At 66.8% G+C, this 25,322-nt stretch carries 27 protein-coding genes; 3 read left to right on the top strand and 24 right to left on the bottom strand.

Going from position 1 to position 25,322, the window contains the following annotated elements:
• Nucleotides 1-8 precede the first annotated feature (8 nt).
• From BI347_RS19845 to BI347_RS19835, 3 genes are all read left to right on the top strand, one after another.
• Nucleotides 9-749: a class I SAM-dependent methyltransferase gene (locus BI347_RS19845; RefSeq protein WP_071113932.1), complete on the top strand. Its 741-nt coding sequence runs from the start codon at nucleotides 9-11 to the stop codon at nucleotides 747-749.
• Nucleotides 736-2,061, top strand: a complete 1,326-nt coding sequence (locus BI347_RS19840) for an HDOD domain-containing protein (protein WP_071113931.1) — start codon at nucleotides 736-738, stop codon at nucleotides 2,059-2,061. Before BI347_RS19845 ends, BI347_RS19840 begins: the two co-directional genes overlap by 14 nt.
• Before the next feature lie 65 nt (nucleotides 2,062-2,126).
• Nucleotides 2,127-2,918 (top strand): TrmH family RNA methyltransferase, encoded by a 792-nt coding sequence (locus BI347_RS19835; protein ID WP_071116853.1) that lies wholly within the window; start codon nucleotides 2,127-2,129, stop codon nucleotides 2,916-2,918.
• A gap of 9 nt (nucleotides 2,919-2,927) precedes the next feature.
• Here BI347_RS19835 and BI347_RS19830 read toward each other — a convergent pair whose 3' ends face one another.
• The 24 genes from BI347_RS19830 to BI347_RS19715 all read right to left on the bottom strand — a co-directional run bounded on the left by BI347_RS19830 (nucleotide 2,928) and on the right by BI347_RS19715 (nucleotide 25,264).
• Nucleotides 2,928-3,122, bottom strand: a complete 195-nt coding sequence (locus BI347_RS19830) for a hypothetical protein (RefSeq protein WP_071116852.1) — start codon at nucleotides 3,120-3,122, stop codon at nucleotides 2,928-2,930.
• A 237-nt stretch (nucleotides 3,123-3,359) separates the two neighbouring features.
• Nucleotides 3,360-3,794, bottom strand: coding sequence for an excinuclease ATPase subunit (locus tag BI347_RS19825; RefSeq protein ID WP_071113928.1), 435 nt, complete (start codon nucleotides 3,792-3,794; stop codon nucleotides 3,360-3,362).
• A gap of 55 nt (nucleotides 3,795-3,849) precedes the next feature.
• Nucleotides 3,850-5,082 carry a beta-ketoacyl-ACP synthase gene (locus tag BI347_RS19820; RefSeq protein ID WP_071116851.1) on the bottom strand — a complete coding sequence of 411 codons (1,233 nt, stop codon included), beginning with the start codon at nucleotides 5,080-5,082 and terminating at the stop codon, nucleotides 3,850-3,852.
• Entirely contained in the window at nucleotides 5,079-5,810 is a 732-nt protein-coding gene (fabG, locus tag BI347_RS19815; protein ID WP_071113926.1) for a 3-oxoacyl-ACP reductase FabG, read from the bottom strand. The genes BI347_RS19820 and fabG overlap by 4 nt, the downstream gene beginning before the upstream one ends.
• Nucleotides 5,807-6,265, bottom strand: coding sequence for a hotdog family protein (locus BI347_RS19810; RefSeq protein ID WP_071113925.1), 459 nt, complete (start codon nucleotides 6,263-6,265; stop codon nucleotides 5,807-5,809). The genes fabG and BI347_RS19810 overlap by 4 nt, the downstream gene beginning before the upstream one ends.
• Complete coding sequence (locus BI347_RS19805) at nucleotides 6,262-7,449, bottom strand: beta-ketoacyl-ACP synthase (protein ID WP_071116919.1); 1,188 nt, start codon at nucleotides 7,447-7,449, stop codon at nucleotides 6,262-6,264. The genes BI347_RS19810 and BI347_RS19805 overlap by 4 nt, the downstream gene beginning before the upstream one ends.
• Before the next feature lie 8 nt (nucleotides 7,450-7,457).
• Nucleotides 7,458-8,012, bottom strand: a complete 555-nt coding sequence (locus BI347_RS19800; protein ID WP_071116850.1) for a DUF3261 domain-containing protein — start codon at nucleotides 8,010-8,012, stop codon at nucleotides 7,458-7,460.
• Between the two features lie 2 nt (nucleotides 8,013-8,014).
• A complete protein-coding gene (locus BI347_RS19795) occupies nucleotides 8,015-9,112 on the bottom strand; it encodes a methyltransferase (protein WP_083339070.1) in 1,098 nt (365 codons plus the stop codon).
• 16 nt (nucleotides 9,113-9,128) lie between these two features.
• The gene (locus BI347_RS19790; RefSeq protein WP_071116848.1) at nucleotides 9,129-11,459 is read right to left on the bottom strand and encodes an MMPL family transporter; all 2,331 of its coding nucleotides are present in this window, start codon (nucleotides 11,457-11,459) and stop codon (nucleotides 9,129-9,131) included.
• Nucleotides 11,452-12,057, bottom strand: a complete 606-nt coding sequence (locus BI347_RS19785; protein WP_071113921.1) for a LolA family protein — start codon at nucleotides 12,055-12,057, stop codon at nucleotides 11,452-11,454. Before BI347_RS19785 ends, BI347_RS19790 begins: the two co-directional genes overlap by 8 nt.
• Nucleotides 12,054-12,470, bottom strand: a complete 417-nt coding sequence (locus BI347_RS19780; protein WP_071116847.1) for an acyl-CoA thioesterase — start codon at nucleotides 12,468-12,470, stop codon at nucleotides 12,054-12,056. The genes BI347_RS19785 and BI347_RS19780 overlap by 4 nt, the downstream gene beginning before the upstream one ends.
• Nucleotides 12,463-14,007, bottom strand: a complete 1,545-nt coding sequence (locus BI347_RS19775) for an HAL/PAL/TAL family ammonia-lyase (RefSeq protein WP_071116846.1) — start codon at nucleotides 14,005-14,007, stop codon at nucleotides 12,463-12,465. The genes BI347_RS19780 and BI347_RS19775 overlap by 8 nt, the downstream gene beginning before the upstream one ends.
• Nucleotides 14,004-14,936, bottom strand: a complete 933-nt coding sequence (locus tag BI347_RS19770; protein WP_071114751.1) for an LpxL/LpxP family acyltransferase — start codon at nucleotides 14,934-14,936, stop codon at nucleotides 14,004-14,006. Before BI347_RS19770 ends, BI347_RS19775 begins: the two co-directional genes overlap by 4 nt.
• Nucleotides 14,933-15,667, bottom strand: a complete 735-nt coding sequence (locus tag BI347_RS19765) for a glycosyltransferase family 2 protein (protein WP_071116845.1) — start codon at nucleotides 15,665-15,667, stop codon at nucleotides 14,933-14,935. The genes BI347_RS19770 and BI347_RS19765 overlap by 4 nt, the downstream gene beginning before the upstream one ends.
• Entirely contained in the window at nucleotides 15,661-17,331 is a 1,671-nt protein-coding gene (locus BI347_RS19760; RefSeq protein WP_071116844.1) for an ApeI family dehydratase, read from the bottom strand. The genes BI347_RS19765 and BI347_RS19760 overlap by 7 nt, the downstream gene beginning before the upstream one ends.
• The gene (locus BI347_RS19755) at nucleotides 17,324-17,872 is read right to left on the bottom strand and encodes a COG4648 family protein (protein WP_071114754.1); all 549 of its coding nucleotides are present in this window, start codon (nucleotides 17,870-17,872) and stop codon (nucleotides 17,324-17,326) included. The genes BI347_RS19760 and BI347_RS19755 overlap by 8 nt, the downstream gene beginning before the upstream one ends.
• Before the next feature lie 3 nt (nucleotides 17,873-17,875).
• Nucleotides 17,876-18,127 (bottom strand): acyl carrier protein, encoded by a 252-nt coding sequence (locus BI347_RS19750; RefSeq protein ID WP_071116843.1) that lies wholly within the window; start codon nucleotides 18,125-18,127, stop codon nucleotides 17,876-17,878.
• Between the two features lie 23 nt (nucleotides 18,128-18,150).
• Nucleotides 18,151-18,411 (bottom strand): phosphopantetheine-binding protein, encoded by a 261-nt coding sequence (locus BI347_RS19745; protein WP_071116842.1) that lies wholly within the window; start codon nucleotides 18,409-18,411, stop codon nucleotides 18,151-18,153.
• On the bottom strand, nucleotides 18,392-19,141 hold the full coding sequence (locus BI347_RS19740; protein WP_239690966.1) for a lysophospholipid acyltransferase family protein: 750 nt from the start codon (nucleotides 19,139-19,141) through the stop codon (nucleotides 18,392-18,394). Before BI347_RS19740 ends, BI347_RS19745 begins: the two co-directional genes overlap by 20 nt.
• Nucleotides 19,142-19,166: 25 nt before the next feature.
• Complete coding sequence (locus BI347_RS19735; RefSeq protein ID WP_071116840.1) at nucleotides 19,167-19,838, bottom strand: beta-ketoacyl synthase chain length factor; 672 nt, start codon at nucleotides 19,836-19,838, stop codon at nucleotides 19,167-19,169.
• 233 nt (nucleotides 19,839-20,071) lie between these two features.
• Nucleotides 20,072-21,184, bottom strand: a complete 1,113-nt coding sequence (locus BI347_RS19730; RefSeq protein ID WP_071116918.1) for a PrpF domain-containing protein — start codon at nucleotides 21,182-21,184, stop codon at nucleotides 20,072-20,074.
• Complete coding sequence (locus BI347_RS19725) at nucleotides 21,184-22,407, bottom strand: multifunctional CCA addition/repair protein (RefSeq protein WP_071114759.1); 1,224 nt, start codon at nucleotides 22,405-22,407, stop codon at nucleotides 21,184-21,186. The genes BI347_RS19730 and BI347_RS19725 overlap by 1 nt, the downstream gene beginning before the upstream one ends.
• 1 nt (nucleotide 22,408) lies before the next feature.
• Nucleotides 22,409-23,350, bottom strand: a complete 942-nt coding sequence (locus BI347_RS19720; RefSeq protein WP_071116917.1) for a complex I NDUFA9 subunit family protein — start codon at nucleotides 23,348-23,350, stop codon at nucleotides 22,409-22,411.
• A gap of 24 nt (nucleotides 23,351-23,374) precedes the next feature.
• Nucleotides 23,375-25,264 (bottom strand): lytic transglycosylase domain-containing protein, encoded by a 1,890-nt coding sequence (locus BI347_RS19715; protein ID WP_071116839.1) that lies wholly within the window; start codon nucleotides 25,262-25,264, stop codon nucleotides 23,375-23,377.
• Nucleotides 25,265-25,322: the final 58 nt, after the last annotated feature.

Raw genomic sequence — 25,322 nt, 5'->3', positions numbered from 1 at the left:
GCGCAGGCATGAGCCGCCTGCGGCATGTTCTGCAACAGCTGCTGGCATGCCTCGGAGCCTGGGTGTTCATCGCCCCGGCGCAGCATTTGCCGGCATGGTCCATGCTGCAGGGCCTGCTGGCGGCCTTGCTGGCCATCGCTTTGCGCCAGCCGGGCTGGCAGAGGCTCGCCCACGGCCTGTTCGTCCCCGCGGTGGTCGTGATGCAGCAGGCCGGGATTCCCGCCACTTGGTATCTGCTGGCCCTGCTGCTGACGGTGGCGCTGGGGCGCAACGCGCTAGTCGAGCGGGTTCCGCTTTACCGCTCCGCACGACGGGTCGCCGATCTGCTCGCCGGGAGACTGGCGGCCGATGCTACTCTGCTTGAGGCCGGTTGCGGCGATGGCCGGCTGGCTTTACAGTTGGCGGCGCAGCGTCCGGATATCCAGTTGAGCGCGCTGGAAAACGCGGTAGGCAGCTGGCTGCTGGCCTGGCTGCGCTGGTGGCGGGCAGGCCGCCCGGAACGCCTGGCCGTCGCCTGCCGCAGCTTCTGGAAGGAGGACTGGGGAAACTATGACGCAATCTATGTGTTTTTGTCGCCCGAGCCGATGCCGCGTGTGTGGCGGAAATTCCTGGCCGAGGGACAGCCTGACAGCCTGCTCATCAGCAATACCTTCGAAGTGCCGGACATACAGCCCGACGAGCGCATCCCGCTCGGCGGCCCCTTGCAAAAAGAACTCTTGATCTGGCGCCATCCAAATGGATCTCAATAACTGGGCCAAGTCCATCGGTGAAAAACGCTGGCCGATATTGCCCGATACCCTGAATCAGCTGACCGACGCCTGCGCGCGCCACAGCGACCTGATTAATTTCACCGACCTGGCCAATCTGTGCCTGTCCGACCCATTCCTGCTGCTGGATCTGTTCCGGGTGATAGGCAACTCGCGCGCGCTGCAGCGCAATGAAAGCATCCCGTCGGTGGAGCAGACCTTGATGCTGATGGGACTGGAGGCGGTGACCAACCGGTTCAGCAAAATCGGCGCGCTGGAAGCGGTGCCGGGCCAACTGGACCCAGAAGTCTACGAGGCCGTGGGGGACTGGCTGGGACGTAGCCGGGTGGCGGCGCTGCTGGTCAAGGAGTGGCTGTCCATCATGGGCGAATTGAAAGTCGAAGACTGCTTCGTCGCCGCGTTGCTGTACAACCTGCCGGCCTGCATCTACATGATCCAGCGCAATCAGCTGCCGGACAAACCGTTGTTGCAGGAGGTCTCCGAGGCGTTCAACGCCGATTATGGCCAGGTTCTGGAAGCCTTTGTCAAGAACATGCCGCTGCCTTCCGGCTTCAATGCGCTGATCGGGCAGGGCGTGCCGACCAAGCGCCGCCAGTTGCTGAAGCTGGCCATCGCCACCGCCAATTCGCTGGAACACGGCGTGGTGCGCAGCACTTGGCTGGTGGGGGTGGACACCGCGGCCAAGATGATCAACGTGATGCCGGAGCTGGCCTATATGGCGGTGGTGCATGCGGTGTTGAACGTGGCGCGCCATCCGCACGTGATCGGTTACACCTTCCCGGCCCGGTCGCTGCTGCGGCTGCCTTCGAATGCGGGAAAAATGGAGATGAAGAAGGCGGCGGCCTTGCCGGGCGAGGATCAGCTGGAACACGCGATCCGCGAGTCCATCCGTTTTCTGGCCAACGACCTCAAGTTCGAACGGGTGCTGTACTACCACTACGAAGATGAGGGCCACAATCTCAAGCTGCGCTACCAGGTGGGGGTGGCGGGCGAAAGCCCCTTGCGCAAGCTGCTGCTCGATCTGGAGATCGGCAGCTTTTTCGGCGTGTTCACCAGCAAGCCGCAGAGCTTCCACGCGACGCCAGACGTGCGGGGCCAGTTGACGCGCCGCTACCGGGACGAGTTTTTCCAGCATGTGGGCGACCACGAGTTCGCGCTGATGACGCTGTTCGGCGGCCGCAAGCTCAGCGGCGTGTTCTATGTGGACAATGCCCGCAGCGGGCGGGCGATAGACGAGGCCACCTATCACCGCTTCAAGGACTTGGTCACCCGGCTGACGCAGATGCCGCACTGATGCAAGAAGGCGGCGGGACGGGTACACTCTGTCCCTTCGTCTCCGCTCCGCTACCAGAATCGACCATGCATTACATTTCCAAGACCATTACCTCCCCCCATAACGACGAAGTCAAGGCGCTGGCCAGGTTGGCGCAGCACAGCCGCGACCGCCGCAAGGAGGGCGTGATGGTGCTGGAAGGCATACACTTGGCCGAGTCCTGCCTGCAGGCGGGCGGCGTCCTGTCGCGGCTGTATGTCAACGAGGGCGCGCTGGGCAAGGCCGAGCTGCAGGCCTTGCTGTCCCGGTTGCCGGCCGCCTGCGTGGTGGCGACGCTGCCCGAGGCGGTGATGGCAAAGGTGACCGCGCTGACCAGCGCCTGCGAACTGCTGGCGCTGTGCGAGCGGCCCAGGCCGCCGGCGCCGCAGGCCGCGGCGTCGCGGCTGCTGCTGGAGGATATTCAGGACCCGGGCAATCTGGGCACCATCCTGCGCACCGCCGCCGCTGCCGGCGTGTTCGAAGTGTTTTTGTCCAAGGGCTGCGTGGACGTGTTCTCGCCCAAGGTGTTGCGCGCCGGCATGGGCGCGCATTTCGCGCTGAACATCCATGAACACGCCGATCTGGCTGCCGAGTTGGCTGGTTTTGCCGGGCGCAAGCTGGTGACCTATCTGGAAGGCTCCAGCTCGCTATACAGCCATGACCTGACCGGGCCGGTGGCTTTCGTGTTCGGCAACGAGGGCGCCGGCGTCAACGAGACGCTGCTGGCGCTGGCCGACGCGCGCATCCGCATCCCGATGCCGGGCCATGCGGAATCGCTGAACGTGGCGATGGCCGCCACGGTGTGTCTGTTCGAGCGGGTCAGGCAATTGGAAAAGTAGGGTTTGTCTTTAGCCGAGGCGGGCGGCAGGCAGGCTCCGCCAGTAGCCGATGCCGGAAACGGCTTCCTGCGGCAGCGCCGCGCGGGCCAATTGTCCCGCCGCGCCGGATAGCGCCAGCAGGCAACCATCGCTCAGCTTGCATGTCAGGGCGTCTGCCGGGCTGGCGACAATCCCAATGGCATTTCGGCCCAGCGCGCAGGCCATGTTTTCTCCGCTGTGGCTCAGCGACGCATGCAGTTCTTCGCTGCCAATCAGGAGCGGGGACGATCCGGCGCCGGAGCGGCTCCCCAGCCTGCCAGCCGAATGTCGAGATACCTGCCCGCCAGGCGGCGCAGCAGCCAGCGCGCGGCCTGGAACTATTGCTGCCTTTCGAGCTCGGCGGCGTCCAGCCAGGCAAGCGCCGCGAGCGCATCCCGCAGGCAGGTATCGGCGAGCATGGACTCAGCGGCCGACCTTGGCGTAGCTGCCCTTGATTGCTGCGCCGGCTATCATCGTTCCGGCATGGCACTCGATGGTTTGGCTGTCGCGGCGCTCTTCCTTCTTGTAGTAGCTGACGATATCCACCACGGCATTGGCGTGGCGCTTCTTGGCGGACTCCTGGAACGAGATCAGCGTCGACAGGATGGCCCAGCGGCAGGCCTGCTCGTCGGATTTGTTGACGGCATTGGTCTTCTGGTTGGAGACGTCCGATCCCATCTTCTTGCGGATGGCCGGGGTATGCTGGCCGGCCAGGTAGAACTTGACCGAGCCATCCAGCTTTTGCTGGGCTTCCGGCATGGACAGCACGTCGGACAGCGGGATCTGTACGACGGTGTCGCGGGCCATGGCGGGACCGGCAATCAGGATCAGCGTCAGCAGCGGGGCGGCGAATTTCATGTTCTAAAGCTCCTTGTCTCGATGGGTGAGCCGGCCGGGAGGCCGGCGGGAAGGTTCAGTCGCGCCAGCGGCGGAAGATCAACGAGGTGTTGATGCCGCCGAAAGCGAAGTTGTTGCTCATCACCAGCTCGGTTTCCAGTTGGCGTCCGGTGCCGGTCAGATAATCCAGTTGGGCGCAGCGCGGGTCCAACTGGTCCAGGTTGAGGGTGGGGGCGAACCAGCCCTCGCGCATCATTTCTATCGACATCCAGGCTTCCAACGCGCCGCAGGCGCCCAGCGTGTGGCCCATATAGCTCTTCAGCGAGGAAATGGCGATTTTTTCGCCGAACACGTCGCAGGTGGCATGGGACTCGGCCACGTCGCCCTGCTCGGTGGCGGTGCCGTGCGCGTTGACATAGGGAATGTCCGACGGCGCGAGCCCTGCGCCGTCAAGCGCCATGCGGATGGCGCCGGCCATGGTGGCGGACTGCGGGTGGGTGACGTGCTTGCCGTCGCTGTTGGTGCCGAAAGACAGTATTTCCGCAAGAATGTTGGCGCCGCGGGCGCGGGCATGCTCCAGTTCCTCCAGCACTAGCGTGCAGGCGCCTTCGCCCAGCACCAGGCCGTCGCGCGCGGCGTCGAAAGGACGCGGTGTCAGCGAGGGCTGGCCGTTGTACTCCACACTGGTGGCGAACAAGGTGTCGAACACCGCCGCCTGGGTCGGGTCCAGCTCCTCCGCGCCACCGGCTATCATCGCCAGCTGGCGGCCGCTCTGGATGGCCTCGAACGCGTAGCCTATGCCCTGGCTGCCGGACGTGCAGGCGCTGGAGGTGGTGATCACCCGGCCGGTGATGCCGAAGAACACGCCGATATTCACCGGCGCGGTGTGCGCCATCATGCGGATATAGGTGTTGGCGTTGATGCCTTCTATGTTTTTGCACATCAGCATGCGGCCGAAGTCGCCCATATTGGCCGGACAGCCGGAGGACGAGCCGTAGGAGATGCCCATCCGGCCGCTGCCGAGCAAGGGGTCGCTCAGCAGGCCGGCCTGTTCCAGCGCCAGTTCGGTGGCGCGGGTGGCCATCAGAGCCACCCGGCCCATGCTGCGGGTGGTCTTGCGATTGTAATGAGCCGGCAGCTCGAACGGCGCGGCCGGCGCGCCGACCTGGGTGCCCAGGCCTTCGTATTCGCCCCAGGGCTCCATCACCTGCACCGCGTTGCGGCCAGCCTTCAAGCGCGCGTGCACGGTTTGCCAGTCATGGCCCAGGGGGCTGAGCGCGCCTACGCCGGTAATGACGACTCGCTTCATCCCATCATCCCCCCGTTGACCGAAATCACCTGACGCGTGATGTAGGCGGCGTCCTCTCCCATCAGAAAACTGACCACGGCGGCCACTTCCTCCGGCTTGCCCATGCGGCGCGCCGGAATGATCTTCATCGCCTCCTCCAGCACATGTTCTTCCACCATTTCGGTGTCGATCAGGCCGGGGGCGACACAGTTGACGGTGATGGCGCGGCTGGCCAATTCCACGGCCAGCGCCTTGGTGGCGCCGATCACGCCGGCCTTGGCGGCGCTGTAGTTGACCTGGCCGCGGTTGCCCATCAGGGCGGAAACCGAGGCCAGTGTGACGATGCGGCCAGGCTTGCGGCGCCGCACCAGCGGCATGGTCAACGGTTGCAGCACGTTGTAGAAGCTGCCCAGGTCGGTGTTGACCACCAGGTCCCAGTCTTCCGGCGGCATGGCGGCGAAGGTGTTGTCGCGCGCCAGGCCGGCGTTGCACACCACGCCGTAGTAGCAGCCATGGGCTTCGATGTCGGCCAGCAGCACGGCGGCCGCGGTCTCGCGGTCGGTGACGTCGAATTGCAGCACGCGGGCCTGGCGGCCCAGCGCGATGATTTCCGCGGCGACGGCGTCCGCCTCGTCGCGGCGGCTGCGGCAATGGACCGCCACGTCGTAGCCGTCCCGAGCCAGGCGCAGGGCTATCGCGCGGCCTATGCCCCGGCTGGAGCCGGTGACCAGAATGGTGTGGTCTGTCATTGCGAGGATTCCTTGATGAAGTGATCGATATCGGCCGGCTCGAAAACCTTGAGTTGCGCCGAGGCCAGACGCTGGCCCTGGCTGTCGATATGGCAATCGAACTGACACAGGCCATTGTCGGAGACGAGCTGCTGGGTCACGCTCACCTGCAGCGGCACATCGGGCGCAAAGGCCGCTACCGCGGCGGTATAGCGGCGGGTGCCCAGCAGGAAGCCCACCTTGGGCTCCTGGCCGAGGGATTTGGCGCGCAGGCCGGCCCAGATGCCTATGGTCTGCGCCATGTATTCGATTCCCACCCAACTGCCGATTTCGCCATCGCGGCAGAACAGCTGGTCCAGGCGCGGCGTGACTTCGGCCACCACGCTGTCCGCGCTGGAGGACAGCACGCGGTCCAGCAGCGACATGTCGCCGGCGTGCGGCACCAGGGAATCGATTTCGTAAAGGTCGGCGCTCATGGCGTGGCCTCCAGGATCAGGCAGGCATTGCTGCCGCCAAAAGCGAAAGAATTGCTCAGGACGCGGCGCGGCGGCTGCGTCAGCCGTTGGCCGGCCTGAACCAGGTTGAGGGACGGCAGGGCCGGGTCGGGCATGCCATCCCAGATATGGACCGGCAGCAAACCGGCCGGATTGCCATGCAGCGTCAGCCAGGCGAAGGCGGCTTCCAGCGCGCCGGCCGCGCCCAGCGTGTGGCCGGTCAAGCCCTTGGTCGAGCTGGCCGGCACCAAGCCGCCGAACAGCTGGCTGACCGCCAGGCTTTCCATCGCGTCGTTCTGCTGGGTGGCGGTGCCATGCAGATTGACGTAGTCGATGTCCGCCGGCGCGCAGCCGGCCCGCGCCAGCGCCTGGCGCATCGCGGCGATAGCGCCGCGGCCGCTGGGGTCGGGCGCCGAGATATGGTGGGCGTCTGCGCTTTCGCCCCAGCCGGCCAGCCGCACCGGGCCGCTTTCGCGGCTCATCAGGAACAGCGCGGCGGCTTCGCCGATGTGGATGCCGTCGCGGTTGCGGCTGAACGGATTGCAGCCGCCGGCGCTGACCGAATCCAGCGCGGCGAAGCCCGCCACGGTGAACTGGCACAGCGAATCGGCGCCGCCGGCTATCACCGCGTCGCACTGGCCGGAGCGCAGCAGCCGCGCCGCGCTGGCCAGCGCCTTGGCGCTGGACGAGCAGGCGGTGGAAATCACCAGCGCGGGGCCGCCGGTGCCCAGCACATGGCGCAGCAGCGCGGCGGGCGAGCCCAGCTCCTGCTGCAAGGGATGGAAGCTGTCCGGAAAGCGGCCATTCCGCCGCGCGGCGGCGAAAGCCGCTTCGCTCTCGCCTATGCCCGAGGTGCTGGTGCCCAGCACCACGCCTACCCGGTCGGGGCCGAAACGGGAGATGGCGTCGTCCACTGCCGGGCGGATGTCTTCCAGCGCAGCCAGCAGCAAGGCGTTGTTGCGGCTGCGCAGCGGCAGCGGCAACCGGCTTGTGTCCGGCCGCCGGCCGAGGTGGGGCGCCGTCGGCCAGTCGCGGCCGTCGGGCAGTGTCAGCCTGGGCCGTTGCAGCTGCGCCGGCGGCTGGAACAGCGCCGCGCGCAAGGCGGCGTGGCCGCGGCCGGCGGCGCATAGCGCCCCCAGATGGTTGAGGTAGACGGCGTTCGTCATGAAAGTCTTCACTGCAGGGGCGCGGAGTCTATGCTCAGGCGATAGCCTTCGCGCCGATTGATCAATTCGCTGTGGCCCATCCAGGCCGGGCTGGCCTGGTTGGCTATCCGCACCACTTCCTCGCCTTGCCGGCTGAGAATGCGCGTGCCGCCTTGCTCGTCCAGGCTCCAGTCCGCCGGCAGGGCCGCGCGCAACGCCGGCAGCGGCCAGTAGGCCAGCTGGATGTCGCGCACGATGCGGGCCTCGTCCACGCTGGCGGGCAGCAGCGGGCTGCGTTGGCTCTGCAGCGTCTTGCCATCCCAACTCAGGCGCAGGATGCGCTGGCCCAGCGCCAGACCGGCCAACTGGAGCTTGTCGCCGTCCACCTCCAACTGGATGTCCAGCGCGGGCGACGGCTTGCCGTCGCGCGGGTCCAGTGGACCGGCGCTCAGCCGCTGCGCCAGGCTCAGGCTGGCGCCCAGGCTGGCCGGCGACAGCGCGATGGGCGGCAGGCGCGGCTGCGGAGCGTAAACGCTCTGGCAGCCGGCCAGCAAGGCCAGGCAGAGCAGCAGGGTGCGGCGCATCGTCATTGGGTGCGGGCGAATTGCAGCAGCGAGTGGCAATAGCCGATGCCGTCGCGCTGCTGCACCAGTGTCAGGCCGGCTTCGGCGCACAGGCGGATGTAGTCGTCGGCGCGGTAGACCTTGCTGTTGCCGCTGGCCATCGCGGTGAAATAGGGCGAGGTGTTGATCAGGCAATAGGCAGCGATGTCGTGTTTCTGGCGATCCCACAGCGTATCCAGGATCATCACCCGGCCGCCGTCGGCCAGCGCGGCGGCGGCGCGGCGCAGAATGCTGGCGATCGCGCCCTCGCTGAAGCAGGACAGAAACTGGCTCATCCAGATCACGTCCATGCCAGCGGGAAAATCCAGCGCCGGATTCAGCATGTCGATGGGGTGCAGGCTGGCGCGCTGGCTCAGGCCTTTTTCCTCCAGGGTCTTTTCTATTACCGTCAACTGGCCAGGCAGGTCCACCAGATGCATGTGCACATCGGCGTCGTGGCCCAGCGCGGCCAGGGTGAATTTTCCGGTGTTGGCGCCGATGTCCATCAGCTTGCGCGGACGGTTGGCGAACACATCGGGCAGGATTTCCGGGAAGGAGGTGTCGGAATAGAAATGGTCGAAGCGCAGCCAGCTCTCCCGCGCCGGCTCAGGCAGCGCGGCCAGGCCCTGGTAGATGGTATCCCACTGGCCCAGCGCGGACAGGCCATGCGGTTTTTCCTCGTCCAGCGAGCGTTCCAGTTCGAACAGGCCCTGATAGCACACGTCGTTGATGAAGTCGAGGTTGATCTGGGTGATGGGATCGGACAGCAGGCAGAAGCCGGTCTTGTCCAGCGCGTAGCGACCCTGGCGCAGCTCCACCACGCCGGCGGATAGACAGGTTTCCAGCACCAGCTTCAGCGCGTAGACGGTGAACTTGCCGTCTGCGGCCAGTTCCTCGATTGACAGGCCTTGTTCGCCGGCCTCGGCCAGGGTTTGCAAGAGGCCGCGCTTCCAGGCGAAGCGCACGCACTGGAATACAACGGGGCCGAACGCGATCTTTTGCGCGTCAAAGCGCGCGTCCATCACGCTCTGGCGAGCGGGAGAGAAGCTTTTGTCTTGCAGGATTTGAGAGCCAGTTTCCATGTCTTCGCTTTATTTCTTATGTTTTTTGGGTGAATAGGGGGTTGAGCAGCCAGCACAGGCCGATGCCCAGCAGCATGGTCAGGCCGAAGGCGGTGAGTGCCGGGGTGGACGACAGCGCCAGCAGGCCGAAGGCGAGCAGGGTGCCGGCCGCGGCCAGCGTCACCGACAGGAAGGCGCGAGGGTCGCTGTCCGCCAGCAGGAACACACCATAATCCACGCCCATGCCCAGGATCAGCAGCAGGGCCAGGATGGTGAACAGCTGCAGCGCTTGTCCCAGCAGCGCCAGCAGCGCCACGGTCAGCAGGCTGGCCAGCAGCGTCGGCAGCAGCGCGCGCCAGGCCCGGCGGCCGAAGCGGCGCCACAGCATGGCCAGCACCAGCAGGTAGCTGGCGGCTATCACCCAGCTCATCAGTTGGCGGTAGTGCCGCATCAGGCCGGAAATCTCCCCTGCCTTGTCGATGAAGCGCACGCCGGCCGCCGGAGAGGCCTGCCGCTCCAGCGAAGGCAGCATGGCCGGGCCGGCCAGGCCGCGCAGCATCACCACGCTGGCGTAGCCCTGGCCGAAGCGGCCCAGCCATTGGGCGCGCAGCGGCTCCGACACCGGCGCGGCCAGCCAGGCCTCCAGCGTCAGCGGTCTAAAATCGGACAGCGGCGCGGCGGCGGCATGCTGGCCCAACCGGGCGGATGCCTGCTCCAGCACGCCGCCTGGCTGGAGCACCACCCGCTGCAGCAATCGCCGGTCTGCCAACTGGCGGGCCTGGGAGGGTGCCCAGTCGGATACCGCCTGCACGCCCTTGAGCTTGCCGGCGGCGATCAGCGGCGCAAGCCGGGCTTTCAGCGCTTCCTCGCGCTGCAGCACCTGTTCGGCGCTGTCGCCGCTCACCAGGTAGAACTGCGCGGGGCCGGCCATTTCCATCAATTCGCCGATGCGGCGCTGATCCTGCAGCAGGCTCTGCGGCGCATTTTGCAGTGCGCGGATATCGTCGTTGGTTTGCAATGCGGCGAAGCCGGCCAGCAGCACGGCGGCCATGGCCAGGCCCAGCAGCAGGCTGAAGCGGTTGCGGCCCCAGCGCGGCCAGCGCAGCCGCCAGCCGCCCAGCGCGCGAGAAAAACGGTTGAACGGCATGTCGCCGCGGTCGGCAAAGGGCAGGCAGCACAATACGCTGACAAAGGCGCCAAACAGCCCGGTCACGGAAAACACCGCCATCTGCCTAAGCCCCGGGAAGGGCGCCAGCGCCAGCAGCGCGTAGCCGATGGCGGTGGTGGCGAAGGCCAGCCACATGGTGGATTGCTGGCCGCGCAGCATCGCCCAGCGCTCGCCCGCCGGTTTGCCCAGCCGGTAGGCATAGTAGTTGTTGCCGTAGTTCTCCGCCACGCCTATCAGGCTGGCGCCGAACACCAGAGTGATCAGGTGCAGTTTGCCGAACAGCAGCGAGGTGAGCGAGATGGCGAAACCCAGGCCGGCGACGATGGACAGCGTCACCAGGATGCGCGGGCGGATGCCGCTGAAGGCCAGCACGGTAAGCAGCAGGATGCCCAGCAGCGAGCCTATGCCTATGGTGTGCACTTCGCGCTCGGCTTCGCCGGCGGCGAAGGCGGCGAACAGCGGCACGCCGCCTTGGATGACCTGGGCGCGCGGCGCTGCGCTGCGGGCGGCCGCTTCGGCGTTTTGCAGGATGGGCAGCATGGCCTGCTGGGCGGACACTGAAAACGCCGGCCCCTGCTGCTCCAGCATGATCAGCGCGTATTGCATATTGCCGTCTGACAGCGACAGGCGGTCGTCGCGCACCCGCACCCGGCTTTGCGCGGCGCGCTCGCCCAGCCACCGGCCGTACAGGTTCAAGGGGTCGTCCTGCCAGCGGCCCAAGCGCGGCATCCCCACCGGCTGGAACAGCGCGGCCACCGCCTGTTCCGCCAGCGCGGCCGGTGCGGCTTGCTGCAATTGCCGGCGCGCGTCGTCGCCCAGCAACTGGCTGCGGTAGGCGGCATAAAAGTCCAGCCAGCGGTTGCTTTGCCGTTCGTCCACTTGATAGCGCAGCGCCAGCGGTTTGCCGGAGGCGCGGATGCTGGCGGCGTAGGCGTCGCCGGCGCGGCGGGCGTCGGCCCAGTCGGGCGCGCCGACCAGCGCCACGATGCGGCGCGCGGCGGAATCCGCCAGCTGGCGGGTGGCGTCCTGCGCCGCCTGGTCCTGGCGGTTTTGCGGCAGCATCGCCAGGATGTCGGTTTCCAGCCGTACGTGGCCGCCCAGCCATAGCCAGCCGTTGTGGCCGGCCACGGCCAGCAGCACGGCCAGCCAGGCGGCGGCCAGCCAGCGCCGCAGGCGGCCTGGGCCTTGCTTGTCAGTCAAAGCGCGCCTCTTCCTCGCGGCTCAACTGGGCCGGGCTGGCGCTCTGGCCATTGAAGGTGATCCGGGTGACGTCGCCGTTGGCCTCGTCCAGACGGATGGCGCGCACGTATTGGTTGCCGGACAGCTCAACCTTCTGCATTACGCGGGCCAGCGCGCTCTGGCGGGGGGTCAGCGTCAGTTGCCAGTTGCTGCCGGCCTGCTTGCCGTCAATGCGGAAATAGCCGTCCAGCGCCTTCAGATTGCCTCCCAGCAAGGCGAACATCAGTTCGTTGATGGTGCGTACGGTCGGCTCCCTGGCGGCGCTCAGCTGGAAAGACACCGCGCCGTTCTGGGTGGCGACGATCTCGCCGCGGGTCAGCCTGAGCTTGCTGGCGAACGGTTGGCGGGTGTCCCACAGCACGCCTTTGTCGCGCGACACCAGGAAGCTGCCGCGCGAGCGCAGCGGCTTGGAGAAGCCGGCCATTTCCTTGCTCTGCTCGAATTCGCCGCGCAGCACCGCCGGCTGCGCCAGCTTCCGGGTGATGTCGGCGATCAGTTCGCCGGCGCCGGCGGCCTGCGGCAGCAGCAACAGGCTGGCGAGAAAAACGAATTTTTTCATGGCGCGGGCACTCCCAGTTTTTCCCACAGCACCGGCGGGCACAGGTAGAGCATCTCTGAGCTTGCGATGTCCACCGCCACCTGCACGGTGTAGGCCTTGTTGATCTTATGCCCGCTGGCGGCGTCGCGAATCAGGTACTCGATCTTCAGCCGGCACTCCCATTCGACGATGCGGGTTTCTATCCGCACCTTTTGGCCGAAGCGAATGGGCTGAACGTACTTGAGCCGCATGTCGACGATTGGCCAGATGTAACCGGAGTCGCGCATCTGCGGGTAGTTGTAGCCGAACTTCTCCAGCAGCGCGCAACGGGCGATTTCCAGGTATTTGACGTAATTGCCGTGCCAGACCACGTCCATCGGGTCGAGGTCGTGGAAGGCCGGGTTCAGCTCGATGGCATGCGACAGATCAGGCATACAGGCTCCAGGCTTGCTGGCGGATGGCGGAGATCAGCTGTTGCAGTTCCTTGTCCAGCGCGCGGTCTTCGGCGATGCGCGGAACGCGTGCGGCCAGATCCCGCTGCATGCGCTCCAGCGCCGGGCTCAGCGACAGCTCGCCGGCCGCTTCGCGGCGCAGCTCCACGCCCTGGCGCGCGGTGATCAGCAATGCCGCCAGCACCTGCTCGGTCAGCTCCAGCACGCGCAGCGCGTCGCGAGCGGCGATGGTGCCCATGCTGACCTTGTCCTGGTTGTGGCACTCGGTGGAGCGCGAGAACACCGAGGCCGGCATGGTCTGCTTCAGCGCCTCGGCTGTCCAGGCCGACACGCTGATCTGCAGCGCCTTCAGGCCGTGGTTGATTGGCGCGCGTTCTGGGCTGGCGCCGCTGAGGTTGCGCGGCAGGCCATTGTTGTAGCGGGTATCCACCAGCAGCGCCATCTGTCGGTCCATCAGGTCGGCCAGATTGGCCACCGCGTTCTTCAGGCTGTCCATCGCGAAGGCGATGTGGCCGCCGTAGAAGTGGCCGCCGTGAAGCACGCGTTCTTCGTCGGCGTCGATGATGGGGTTGTCGTTGGCGCTGTTGAGCTCGTTTTCTATCAGGCTGCGCATGAAGGGCAGCGCGTCTTCCAGCACGCCTATCACATGCGGCGCGCAGCGCAGCGAGTAGCGGTCCTGCAGCCGGCTGTCGTTGCGGCTGGGGCGCGGGGCCTCCAGGTCGGCGCGGATGCGGGCGGCGATGCGCTGCTGGCCGGGATGGGGCTTGACCGCGAACAGCGCTTCGTCGAAGTGGTGGGCGTTGCCGGCGGCTGCGACAACATTCATCGCGGTCAGGCGTGAACACAGGCGGGAGGCGTAGTCGGCGCGGCGCCAGGCCAGGCAGGCCAACGCGGTCATCACCGCGGTGCCGTTCATGATGGCCAGGCCTTCCTTGGGTCGCAGCCTGAGCGGCGTCAGGCCGGCGGCCTTGAGCGCGTCGGCGGCCGCGCAGCGCTCGCCGCGGTAGACGACTTCGCGCTCGCCGCACAGCGCGGCGGCGACGTAGGACAGCGGGGTCAGGTCACCGCTGGCGCCGACCGAGCCTTCAGCCGGGATCAGCGGCAGGATGTCGTGCCGCAGCAGCGCGGCCAGCTGGGCCAGCAGCGCGTAGCTGACGCCGGATACGCCGCGGCTCAGCGAGGCCAGCCGGACGGCCAGCACCGCGCGGGTCTCCATGGAGTCAAGGAAGCGGCCGGCGCCGCAGCCATGGTAGGTGTACAGATGGTGCGGCAATTCCTGTGCCAGCGCGGGGGGAATCTCCACGGTGCAGGAGTCGCCGTAGCCGGTGGTGACGCCGTAGACCACGCCGTCTTCCGCCAGCAGTTGATCGATGAAGCGGCTGCCTTTTTCGATGCGCTCGCAGAAGGCGGGGGCATCGGACAACCGGGCCTGCTTTTCGCCATGGGCGATGGCGTGGATATTTTCCAGGGTCAGCCAGGAGCCGTCGAATACTACAAAATCTTGATGCTTGTCAGTCATTGTTTGGATTTCTGCTCCCAAAATGGGAAAAAATTGAACCAGTCGTAGGGAGAGGCCGCCAGCAGGCAGGCCAGTTCTCCGGCGAAGCGGGAGGCATGCTCGGCGATGACCGCTTCGCGGTTTTGGCGCGGCAGGCGGATAGATTCCGCCAGCGGCACAAACTGCAAGCGGTAGCCGCGGTTGTTGCGCACGCAAGCCATCAGATAGAGGGGGCAGCGCAGCAGATGGGCCAGCAGATAGGGGCCGGAGGGGAAGGGCGCGGCTTCGCCGAGGAAGGGCACGGTCACGATGCGGTCGCCATGCACCGGGATGCGGTCGCCGGCGATGGCCACCACCTCGCCGGCGGCGATTTTCTGCTCCAGCAGGACGGCGGTGGCGGCGTTGACCTCGGTCACTTCCAGCAAGCGGATCGATTGTTGCGGGTTGAGCCGGTTGAGCAGGGCGTTGAAGCGTTGGGCGTGGCGGGTGTGCACCAGCACGTTGACCACCACCTCCGGCGACTGGTCTGCCAGCGCGCGGCATAGCTCCAGGCAGCCGATGTGGGCGGTGACGATCAGCGCGCCGCGCTGTTGGCGCAAGCCTTCGATGACGACGTCGGCGCCGCAGATATCCACCTGGCCGGCCGGGTAGCGGCCGGCGGTGGCCAGCAGCTTGTCCAGCATGGTGTCGGCGAAGCGCAGCAGATGGCGGAAGGTGTCCAGCCGGCCGGGCTGGCGGCCCAGCGCGCCGCAGTGCGTCTCCAGTCGTTGCAGGTATTGCAGCGAAGCCGCCCGCGCCGCGCCGCCGCTCAGCCAGTAGCAGGCCACCACCGGGAGCAGGCACAGGCGGAACAGCCGCCGGCCCAGCAGGCGGTGTATCCAGAACAGCAGGACGATGCCGGCGATGAAGGTGTTCTCGCCGATTCCCGCCCAGTGGCGCGCCTGGCTCATCGCGTCGCCTTGCGGGCCAGCAGCAGCGGCAGGCGGGGCAGCATGCCGAAGAACAGCTTGGCGTGCATGCGGCTGATGCGCAGATTGTCCCGCCACAGCTGGAAGTGCGATATCCCATCCAGCGGATAGCTGACGCGGGTGGGCAGGTTGACGATGCGCATGCCGCGCCAGCTGAGCCGCACCAGCACTTCCACGTCGAAGTCCATGCGCATGCCCAGCCGCGCCTGGTCGAACAAGGGTACGGTGGCGGCCAGCGGATAGACGCGGAAGCCGCACATCGCGTCGCGGATCTGCAGCGACAGCGTGTTGATCCATACCCAGACATGGGTGGCGTAGCGGCCATAGCGGCGGCTTTTGGGCGCGTCGGCGTCATACAGCGGGCAGCCGCAGATCAGCGCCTTCGGCTGGGCGCGGGCCAGTTGCAGGAAGCGGGGAATGTCGCCGCTGTCGTGCTGGCCGTCGGCGTCTATCTGCAGCGCGTGGCTGTAGCCCATGCCCAGCGCGGCGCGCAGGCCGGCCATCATGGCGCCGCCCTTGCCGCGGTTTTGCGGCAGGCGCACCAGGCACACCTGTTCGTCGGCGGCGGCCAGCGCGTCGAGCACCGCCGCGCAATCGGCGTCGCTGCCGTCGTCCACCAGCACGCAGGGCAGATTTTGCGCGCGCAAGGCGGCCACTACGCAGCCTACCGCGCCGCCGTGGTTGTACACCGGCACCACCGCGCAGATCAGCATGCCGGCGCTCCAAAGCGCAGCTTGCCGCTGGCGTGCGGCTGGTCGTCGGAATGAAAGGAGAAGCTCACGCTCTGCTTTGCGCGGTCGTAGCGCAGCTCCAGCCGCACGGTGCTGTCCGGCGCAATGATGCGCTGGAATTTGAGATTGTCGATGCCGGTGAAGCCGGGCAGATCGAACAGTTCGCGGGCGAAGCGCACGCCCCAGTCCAGCTGGGTGACGCCGGGCAGCAGCGGGAAGCCGGGGAAGTGGCCGTCGAAGTCCGGCAGGGTGGCGGCGGCCTCTATCGACAGCAGCGCATGCTCCTCATCGCGCCGCAGCAGGGTGGCGTGCGGGCGCCGGGCATCGAACCAGGACAGCAGCAGCGCCTGGGTGGTCTTGCCCTGGGCGTTGGCCGGCAAGCGGAAACCGTAGCGCCAGTGGCGCGGCAGGCCCTCCGGGATCACGCTGCGCTTGAGCCCGGCGATCAGGCGGGCGGCGAATTCGCGCCGGCCCAAGGCGGCCAGCTGTTGCCAGCCGGCGGCGTTGGGCACCGCCGCCACGCCCAGCGAATCGCGCTGGCCGGGCAGCAACACCAGGCGCGCGGCGTCGAACAGGCCGCTCGCCAGCAGCGCGCCCTCCACGCCGTCCAGCGACACGCGTTTCTCTTCCAGCTTGATGATGCGGTCGGCGCGGCCTTGCAGGACAAAGCCCCCATCCTGCGCTTGCACCTTGTCGCTGGTCTGGTGCCAGGCATTGTCCGGCAGATGGGGCGAGCGTATCGCCAGCAGGCCGTCGTCGACGCGGGTTTCCACGCCCGGCAGCGCTTGCCAGGACAGGTCCGGATCGGCCTGGCGGCGGCGCCAGGCGATGCCGCCGGTTTCCGTGCTGCCGAATATCTCGAACGGCGTCTGCCCCAGCGCGGCCAGGCTGTTTTGCAATGCGGCTTCGTCCAGCGGGCCGCCGGAGGAAAATGCGGCAGCCAGCTTGCCGGACAGAGAGCCCCAGTCCAGGCTGTCCGGCAGGCGCTTCAGGTGGGCCGGGCTGCTCACCAGCAGGCAGGGACCGGCGGACAGCGCCTGCAGCAGGCTCTCGGGGAAGGTCTGGCGCCGGCAGGCGAACGGCCGGCCCGCGGCCAGCGGCCACAGCACGCGAAACAGCAAGCCATAGATGTGTTGATGCGAAACCGTGGCCTCTACCAGGCAGCCGGTTGGCAGCGCGCCATCCCACAGCCGGGACAGGGTGGCAGTCTCCGCCGCCAGCTGGCGCAGACTCTTGTCTATCGCCTGCGGTTCGCCGGTGGAGCCGGAGGTGAACAGCTGCAGCTTGCAGTCATCGTCGGACAGCTCGCCGAAGGCGATGGTTTCGGCCTCTGCGATTTGCAGCGTGTCCAGCAGCACCATGCCGCGTCCGGATAGGGCCGCGCGGGTGGCCGGCAGGTTGTCGCCGGGCAGACAGACGGTTTTGCCGGCGTGCCAGGCGCCGAACAGCGCGGCGGCGAATTCGAAGCTGTCGTCCAGATGGATGGCGACCACCTCCTGGGCGCGGGCCCGCAAGCTGGAGGCCCAGCGAGCGGCGCGCAGTTGGAAGTCGCCGAAAAGGTATTGTCGTTCGCCGTCGCTGGCAACGGGATGGTCTGCGTTGCGGCCGACGGCCAGCAGTCGCGAAAGGGGAATGAAGTCAGCCATGTGTGGTATTGCGGGATTTGACGCGTTGGCGGACCAGCCATTCGCCGCCAAACAGCGCGCCCATCAACAGATAGGAGGCGCAGCCGTTGTAGGCGGTCCAGACGGCGTTGTCGGCCCATAGCGCGGTGGCCAGCGACAGACTGCCGTTGACGATGAAAAAGCCGCACCATACCTGGGTGACAGTGCGGGTGTAGCGTACGCCGCGCTCGTCCAGCGCCGGCTCGGTCAGCCGGGCCAGACGTTCTATCAGCGGCGGGCCGAAGCGCAGACTGCCGGCGAACGCCGCCAGCAGGATGGCGTTGACCAGCAAGGGGTAAAGCTTGAGCGGCAGCAGGCCGTTGCCCAGCATGCTGAAGACCGCCAGCAGCAAGGTGGCGGCGGCAGCCCAGTACCAGGCCGCCTGGCGCGTGCTGAACGCGCGCAGCAGGGCGATGCCGACCAGCAAGCCCGCCAGCAGGCGCGGCTCCACCCGCCCCTGGCCGAAGTAGATCAGGAAGGGGTAACACAGGGTGAGCAGGCTAGCCAGTACGGTGCCGGACATCGCTCAGTCGTTTTCCTGCATCAGGCCGTGCAGCGCGTCCACTACGTCCTGCAGCGTGCGCACCGACTTGAACACATCCGGTTGCAGGCGCTTGCCTACCAGCGGGCGGAACTGGACGATCAGGTCTACGGCGTCGATGCTGTCGATGTCCAGGTCTTCGCGCAGCCGCGCGTCGGGATGGATCGCGTCGGCGTCGATTTCAAAAGTGTCCTGCAATACCTTGCTCAGGCGCGCGAAGAGTTCGTCTTTGGTCATGGGGCAGTCTCGGATGGTGGTGGTTACAGCTTGCGCGCGCTGGCGACGAAGCTGGCCAGGCTGGCGATGCTGGCGAAGTGGCGGCGGGTTTCCTCGCCATCCGGGGACAGGGTGATGCCATAGCGCTTTTGCAGCGCCAGGCCCAGCTCCAGCGCGTCGATGGAGTCCAGGCCCAAACCGTCGCCGAACAGCGGCGCGTTGGTGGCGATATCTTCAGGCGTGATGTCTTCCAGATTCAGGGAGGTGATCAGCAGGTTTTTGATCTCAAATTCCAGGGTTTGCATGAAGGCTCGATGTTGTCAGGTAAAAGTCGTGCAAGAAGCGGGTCAATCCGCGGGCGGCCATGGCTTCGTTCTGCCCTTCGAGGAAGGGGGCGACGGGCAGGTCGTCCAGCACCTCGATGGTGAAGCGCATCGGCTGCGATGGAATGCTCCACCATGGAACGCCTTTGGCCAGGCTGCGGGGTTCGCAGCTTATGGTGACCGGCGTAATGGCGCAATGGCCGCGGACGGCGATATTGGCGGCGCCGCGCTGCAGCTTGAAGCCGCCATCCAGCGGCGTGCGGGTGCCTTCCGGGAAGATCACCAGGTTGTTGCCGGCCCGGACCGAACGTATGCAATCCTCGATCAGTCCTTCGCCGGAGTCGTTGCAGATGTAGCCGGAGGCGCGCACCGGGCCGCGGGTGAAGGGGTTGCGCGCCAGCGAGGACTTGACGATGCAGTCTGCGTTGGGCAGCAGGGAAATCAGGAACACCACGTCTATCAGCGTGGGGTGGTTGGCCAGGATCAATAGGCCGGGCCGGCGCAGCTTTTCCGCGCCGACGATCCGGTAGCTCAGGATGCCCAGCGCCCGCATCAACCGGATGAAGGCGGCGAAGCTCAGCTGGACCACCCGGCGCGACAGGGCAATCCGGCGCGCCGGCTGCCGGATCAGCAGCGTCAGCAGTGGAAATACGATCAATGAAAACAGCACGCCGCCAAGCCCGAACACGGAGAAGGCCACGGCGGTTGCCATCAGGCGCCACAAGTAATTGCAGCGCTCAGCCATGGCGGGTCCAGTGCCAGTCGCTCTGGCCGCAATGATGAATGTAATGGCCGGCGGAGCCGTTCAGGAATGGCCAGAGCCGCGGACTGTCGGCGTCGGCCGTGGCCGGCGCGGCGCGCAGGCTCAGGCCGCTGGCGGCCCGGCGCACGCGGCAGGCCCAGGCCAGTGGGTCGGGGGGGGCGGCCTCGGCATGCTGATAGGGGGCGGGAAGCGGCGCATCGTAAACAATCAGCCGCACCGACGGCGCGCCGTCGCTCAGCATGGCGAGCGCTTCGCAAAACGCGGCCTCTGCGGTTTCCGCGCCGGCGGCGATAGCGGTGTACTGCCCGGTGTGGCCAGCTAGTATGCCGTGCAGCGCGCCGATGGCGTTGTGCACCGACAGGCTGAACTGGGTGGGCGACAGGGCCTCGCCCTGGCTCAGCTGCCGCAAGAGTTCTATCGAGCGGGACATGTCGCCGAAACGGGAGGCGAAGACCAGGGGTATGTCATCTCCGGCTTCATCCAGGCCAAACGCGCCATGCAGGGCGGCCTTGCACAAAGGACTCATGCGCCGCCGTTGCATGGCGGGCACCTGCTCCAGCGGCGGATGGCTTGCCTGACTGCCGGCATCCGCGGCCGGGGGCCAGCTGATCAGATTGTCGACGGCGAAATGTAAAGCGGATGACATCGGGTGTTTGGTTTTCCAGTACGGGCTGCGGGGCAGCCGATTTTGTTTCAAAGCTGATTGTAATGGTCAAAATTTTACAATTATAAATAAAAAAAATGAACATGGAACTATTCTGCAATTTTTTAATCGAGTCGAAGGGAGTCAGTGCGAGCTTGTTTCGCAGGAGCGGGGCGCTTCGCCGCAAACCCGGCTTGAAGTGGCGGAAATGGTCAATCCACCCGCAATGAATGGCGTCAGGCCAGCGGGATGTAGGCTTCTCCGCGCATCAGAGGCCTGGCGGTGCGGGTCATGACCACTTCGCTGATCGACCATCCCAGCTCGTCACGGCCCAGTACGGCCTCCAATGTCTGTCTGCCGCTGGCGTGGCTGAAGGTGAGCGGCATGCCGCGCACCGCGCCTCCCGCCAGCTCCGCCGGCAAGGTGCCTTCCGCCGCGCAGGCGCAGGCCAGCGCAATCGCCCCGGTGCCGGTGTAGGCGTGATGCACCCTGTCCATCGACAGGATGCGGGCGTTGAGCTGGCAGTCGGGCTCCCCGCTAGCCGACAGGAAGCTGATTCTGGGGATGGCTGGACGTTCGCGTTCCGCGGCGAAAATGTCTTCGGCCAGCCCCATCGCCACCGCGGCGGTGGCGCGGGCCAATTCCAGCCGTCGCAACGTGGCCAGCGCTATCTGCGCCGCGGTTTCGCATCCCTTCAGGCCAAAGTCGCGCGCCCGGACAAACACGGTGGGATTGCCGGCGTCCACCAATGTAGCCTCGACATGGCTGCCATCGGGCAGCCTGAGTTCATCTATCAGGCGGCCGGACGGGAACAGCTCGCCGGAGCTGCCGCCGGCGGGGTCGAGAAAGCGCAGCCGGATCGGCGCGCCAGGAAAGGCGACGCCGTCGATGAAGAAGTCGCCTTGCCATACCGGCTGGCCATCGAAGATTTCCAGCTCGGCCAGGATGCGCTTGCCGACATTGGCCTGCCAGATGGCGATGGTGGCCACGCCGTCCTCCGGCCGCACCAGCTTTTCCATCACGGCGAACAGCGGGACCGCGGCGCTGAGGTTGCCGCAGTTGCCGGACCAGTTCATCCGCGCTTCGGAGATGGCCGCGTGGCCGAACAGGCAGTCGATATCGCAGTCGTCGCGGCGCGAAGGGCTGAGGATCACCACCTTGCTGCTGCCGGCGAAGCCGGTGCCCAGGCCGTCCATCTGCTGGCCGTAGGGGTCGGGGCTGCCGATGGCGCGCAGCAGCATGGTTTGCCAAAGCTCGGTGTCTTCCGGCAGCGCATCGGCGCGAATGAACAGCCCCTTGCTGGTGCCGCCGCGCATCAGCGTGGCCGGCAAACGGTAGAACGCATCCATCAGCGGTCCTCCCATTGCTCCTTGCAGTTGGCGATGATGGCGGTCCGCGCCGCATCCAGCGTGGCAGGAATGGCGGCCTTGTCGCTGCAGCCCGCGGCTATGGCACCGGCATCAATCTGCAGCGTAGCAGCCAACATGTCGTTGAGGTAGTCCTTTTGCGGATAGGCGGCGGTCTCAAAATGCAGCCTGCCGCGGGCGTCGGCCAGACAGGCATCCAGCATCAGGCGGAAACGGTCTGGGCGTCGCAGCGCGTCGCAGTCCTTGAACAGCTTGAGCACGGTGGCGGGGCGCAGCTCTTGCGCCTGATGCACCTTGGTGTGGTGCACCATGGTGATATGGGCCAGATCGCGGCAGTCGCTGGGCACTCGCAGGCGCTGGCACAGTTCGCCCAATGGCTTGGTGCCGCGGATTTCGTGGCCGATGTGGCGCGGCAGCACGTCGGGCGGCGTCAGCGCCTTGCCCAGATCGTGGGTGAGGGCGGCGAAACGCACGGCGAGCGGCTGGCTTGTCGACGCGGCATAGTCCAGCACCCGCATGGTATGGTCGCCGCAATCTATTTCCGGGTGATAGTCGGCGCGCTGCGGCACGCCGAACAGCGCATCCACCTCGGGCAGCACCCGCGCCAGCGCGCCGCATTCGCGCAGCACCAGGATCATCCGCGACGGCTTGTCTTCCATCAGGCCCTTGGCCAGTTCCTGCCATACCCGCTCCGCCACCAGCGCGTCGGCTTCGCCGTTGTCCACCATCCGCCGCATCAGCGCCATGGTCTCAGGCGCCACCGCGAAGTCGAAGCGGGCGGCGAAGCGCGCCAGCCGCAGGATGCGCACCGGGTCTTCGGCGAAGGCTGCGCTGACGTGGCGCAGGATGCCGGCCCTGAGGTCGGCCTGGCCATGGTAGGGGTCGGTCAGGCTGCCGTCCGCGGCTTCGGCGATGGCGTTGATGGTGAGGTCGCGCCGCGCCAGGTCCTGTTCCAGCGTCACGTCGCTGGCGGTATGGAAAGTGAAGCCGTGGTAGCCCTTGGCGATCTTGCGCTCGGTGCGCGCCAGCGCGTATTCCTCCTGGGTGTCGGGATGCAGGAATACCGGAAAGTCCTTGCCTACCGGCCGGAAGCCCTGATTCAGCATCTGTTCCGGGGTGGCGCCCACCACCACCCAGTCACGGTCCTTGACCGGCAGATTCAGCAGGCGGTCACGCACCGCGCCGCCGACGATATAAATGTCCATTTTAACGCGCCGCCTTTTCCCGGTAGCGGGAGGCGATGTAATTGTAGCCGCGGCCAGCCAGCCAGTCCGGCGCCAGCGCCGACAGCGCCGTGGGCGCGAAGCCCAGCAGCCCGGAGGGGAAGGGTTGGTCGCTGACATTGTCCCATCGCAGCGAGCGGACATTGTCCCGGCTCATCAGCGTGGGGCCGGGCAGGTGCTCCATCAGGCAGGCCTGCAACATGGCCAGGCTGTCCGGCAGCGCCAGGATCGGGCGGGGATGGCCGCTGCAACGGCCGGCGAGGCGGGCCAGATCGGCCAAGGTGTAAATCTCGGGGCCGGCCAAGTCCAGCTTGCGGCCTATGGTTTCCGGCCGCGCGAGGCTCTCGCAGACCGCGCGCGCCACATCTTCCACCCATACCGGCGCCATCTTGCTGGCGGCGCCGGCCAGGGGCAGCAGAGGCAGGCGCTTTTGCAGATCGGCGAACAGGTTGAGGAAGGCGTCGTCGTGGCCGAACACCACCGACGGCCGCAATATGGTCCATTCCAATGCGCTGCTTTCCACCGCCAGTTCGCCCAGGGCCTTGGTCTGCAGATAGTCGCTGGGGCCGTCCTGCGCTGCGCCCAGCGCGCTGATGTGCACCAGGCGGCGCACCCGCTGGCGCTCGCAGGCGGCGGCGATGCTTTCCGCCAGCCGGGCATGGTTCTGTTCGAACTGTGCGCGGCTACCGTGCAGGATGCCGACCATGCTAACCACGGCGTCGTGGCCGGCGATCAGCGCTTCCAGTTGCGCCGGATCGTGGATGTCGGCGGAAACCAGCCGGACTGACGGCAGCACCAGAAACTCAGGCAGCGATGTCTTGCGGCTGGCGACGGTGATGGGATGGCCCAGGGTAGTCAGTTGCGCGGCCAGATGGCGGCCGATGAAGCCGCTGCCGCCTATCAGGCAGATCTTTTGTGCGGACATGTTCGCTCCGTTGTTCATTTCAGTTCATCGCGGCGGGATCGCGCCCATGCGGTTTCTCAGCGAGATGTTGGCATGGCCGAAGGTGCTGGAGTAGTAGGCGGCGTTGGCCATCACTTTCTGCACGTAGTCGCGGGTTTCGCTGAACGGTATGGTTTCGGCGTAGATGGTGCCGTCAAGCGTGCGGTCCGCCTGCCAGTTGCGCGCCCGCCCCGGACCGGCGTTGTAGGCGGCGGTGGCCATCACCTGGTTGCCGGACAGGTTGTCCAGCACGTAGCGCAGATACCAGGTGCCCAGCTGGACATTGGTTTCGATGTCGTTGACCGCGAAATGGGTGAGGCCTATCTTCTTGGCCGCCCATTTGGCGGTGGCCGGCATCAGCTGCATCAGGCCGGAGGCGCCCACGCCGGAGCGCGCCATCGTGATGAAGCGGCTTTCCTGGCGGATCAGGCCGTATACCCAGGCGTCGTCGATATCCAGCTGGCGGGCGTATTTCTGCGTGACATCGCGGTACGGAGTCAGGTAGCGCAGGGAAAAGTCGTGCTCTTCCTTGGTGCGCTCGGCGCTGTAGATGGCCATGTCGTAGAAGCCTTCCTTGCGGGCGATCTCCGCCGCCGCCAGCAGCTCCATGTCGTTGCGGCCGCGCATCGCCCAGCGCCATTCGCGCTGGGCATCGGTGCGGAATTCGGGCTTGGTGTAGATCTCCGCCACCGACAGCAAGGCCAGTGAGCGGCGGATGGCCGGGTCGGACTTCATCTTGTCCAGATCCTGGCTGGTGGGGGTGGTTTTGCTGGCGGAGGCGGACAGCGAGTTGCCCAGCTCTTCCAGAGACAGCAGCGCGTAGTAGCTGTGGCCGACGCTGGCCTGGCTGAACAATGGCGCGGCCTCAGCCGGCTTTCCCTGCTGCTGCAGCGAGCGGGCTTGCCAGTAGCGCCAAGCCGGCTTGGCCGAAACTACCGCCGGCATGCGGCGGATGATGGCGTCCAGCTGGGTCCATTGCTCAAGGCGCAGCGCGGAGCGCGCCCACCATTCCCATTGGTCGGCGGTCAGCTGGCGCGGATCTGCCTTGTCGAACCATTGCAGCGCCTGGCCGGCCTGCTGCTTGCGGGCGGCAAGCAGCGCCAGTTGGCCCCAGCCGAAGCCGCTGCGAGCGGGGTCCAGGTCTTTCTCCATCCGGGACAGGCTGGCGGCGGCGCCGTCCAGATCGGTCTTGGCCTTGCGCTCGATTTCAAACAGCGCGGCCTCCTGGCCGCCGTCGGTTGCCAGATTGGCGTTGGCCGGCTTGTTCAGCGCGGCGTTGTCCAGCGGCAGCTGGGTGTCGGCGGCCAACTGCCGCGCCTGGCTGAGGAAGTTGCCGGCCAGCAGCAGCCGGGCGCGCCGCCACAGCCACTCCTGGCTGAGCAAGCCACGCGCGTACGCGCCTTCGATCAGGCGGTTGCAGCCATCCGGCGCCGGTTTGCCCTCAAGGAAACGGTCCAGATCTTCCGGTTTCTGTCCCTGGTGCAGCCCCATCAGCTGGCCGTAGCAGCTGGACTCCTCGTCGCGGGCCTCCACCGGCAGCTTTTTCCACTCGGCGGCGAAGGCGGTCCAGTTTTCGCGCAGTCCCAGTTTCTTCACCCACTCGTTGCGTATTCGTTCCGGCATCAGGCCTTCCGGCACGTCGTTGAGGAAACGTTGCACCTGGGCGTCATCATTGCGCTCCAGCGCTTTCCAGGCAAGCCAGTAAGCGGGGTAGTCCTTCAATGGATAGTTGGCGGGGAGGCTGTCGCCGAGGCTGGCCAAGCGGCTGGTTTCGTTGGCGCGGAAGGCGTCGCGGGCGGCTACCAGGGTGTCGTCGGGGCCGGCGAGGGCCGGCGCGGCGGCACCGACGGCCATCAGCAGGCCTGCCAGGCGGGCGGGAGAATTCAGGACTTTCATATGCATTCCGTTTTTTCGGGTGGGTTTCCGCCGGCTCTTCGTCTGGACGGCGGAACGG

The sequence above is a fragment of the Chromobacterium sphagni genome (assembly GCF_001855575.1).
GTDB lineage: Bacteria > Pseudomonadota > Gammaproteobacteria > Burkholderiales > Chromobacteriaceae > Chromobacterium > Chromobacterium sphagni.
This window is presented reverse-complemented; position numbering and strand designations above follow the sequence as displayed.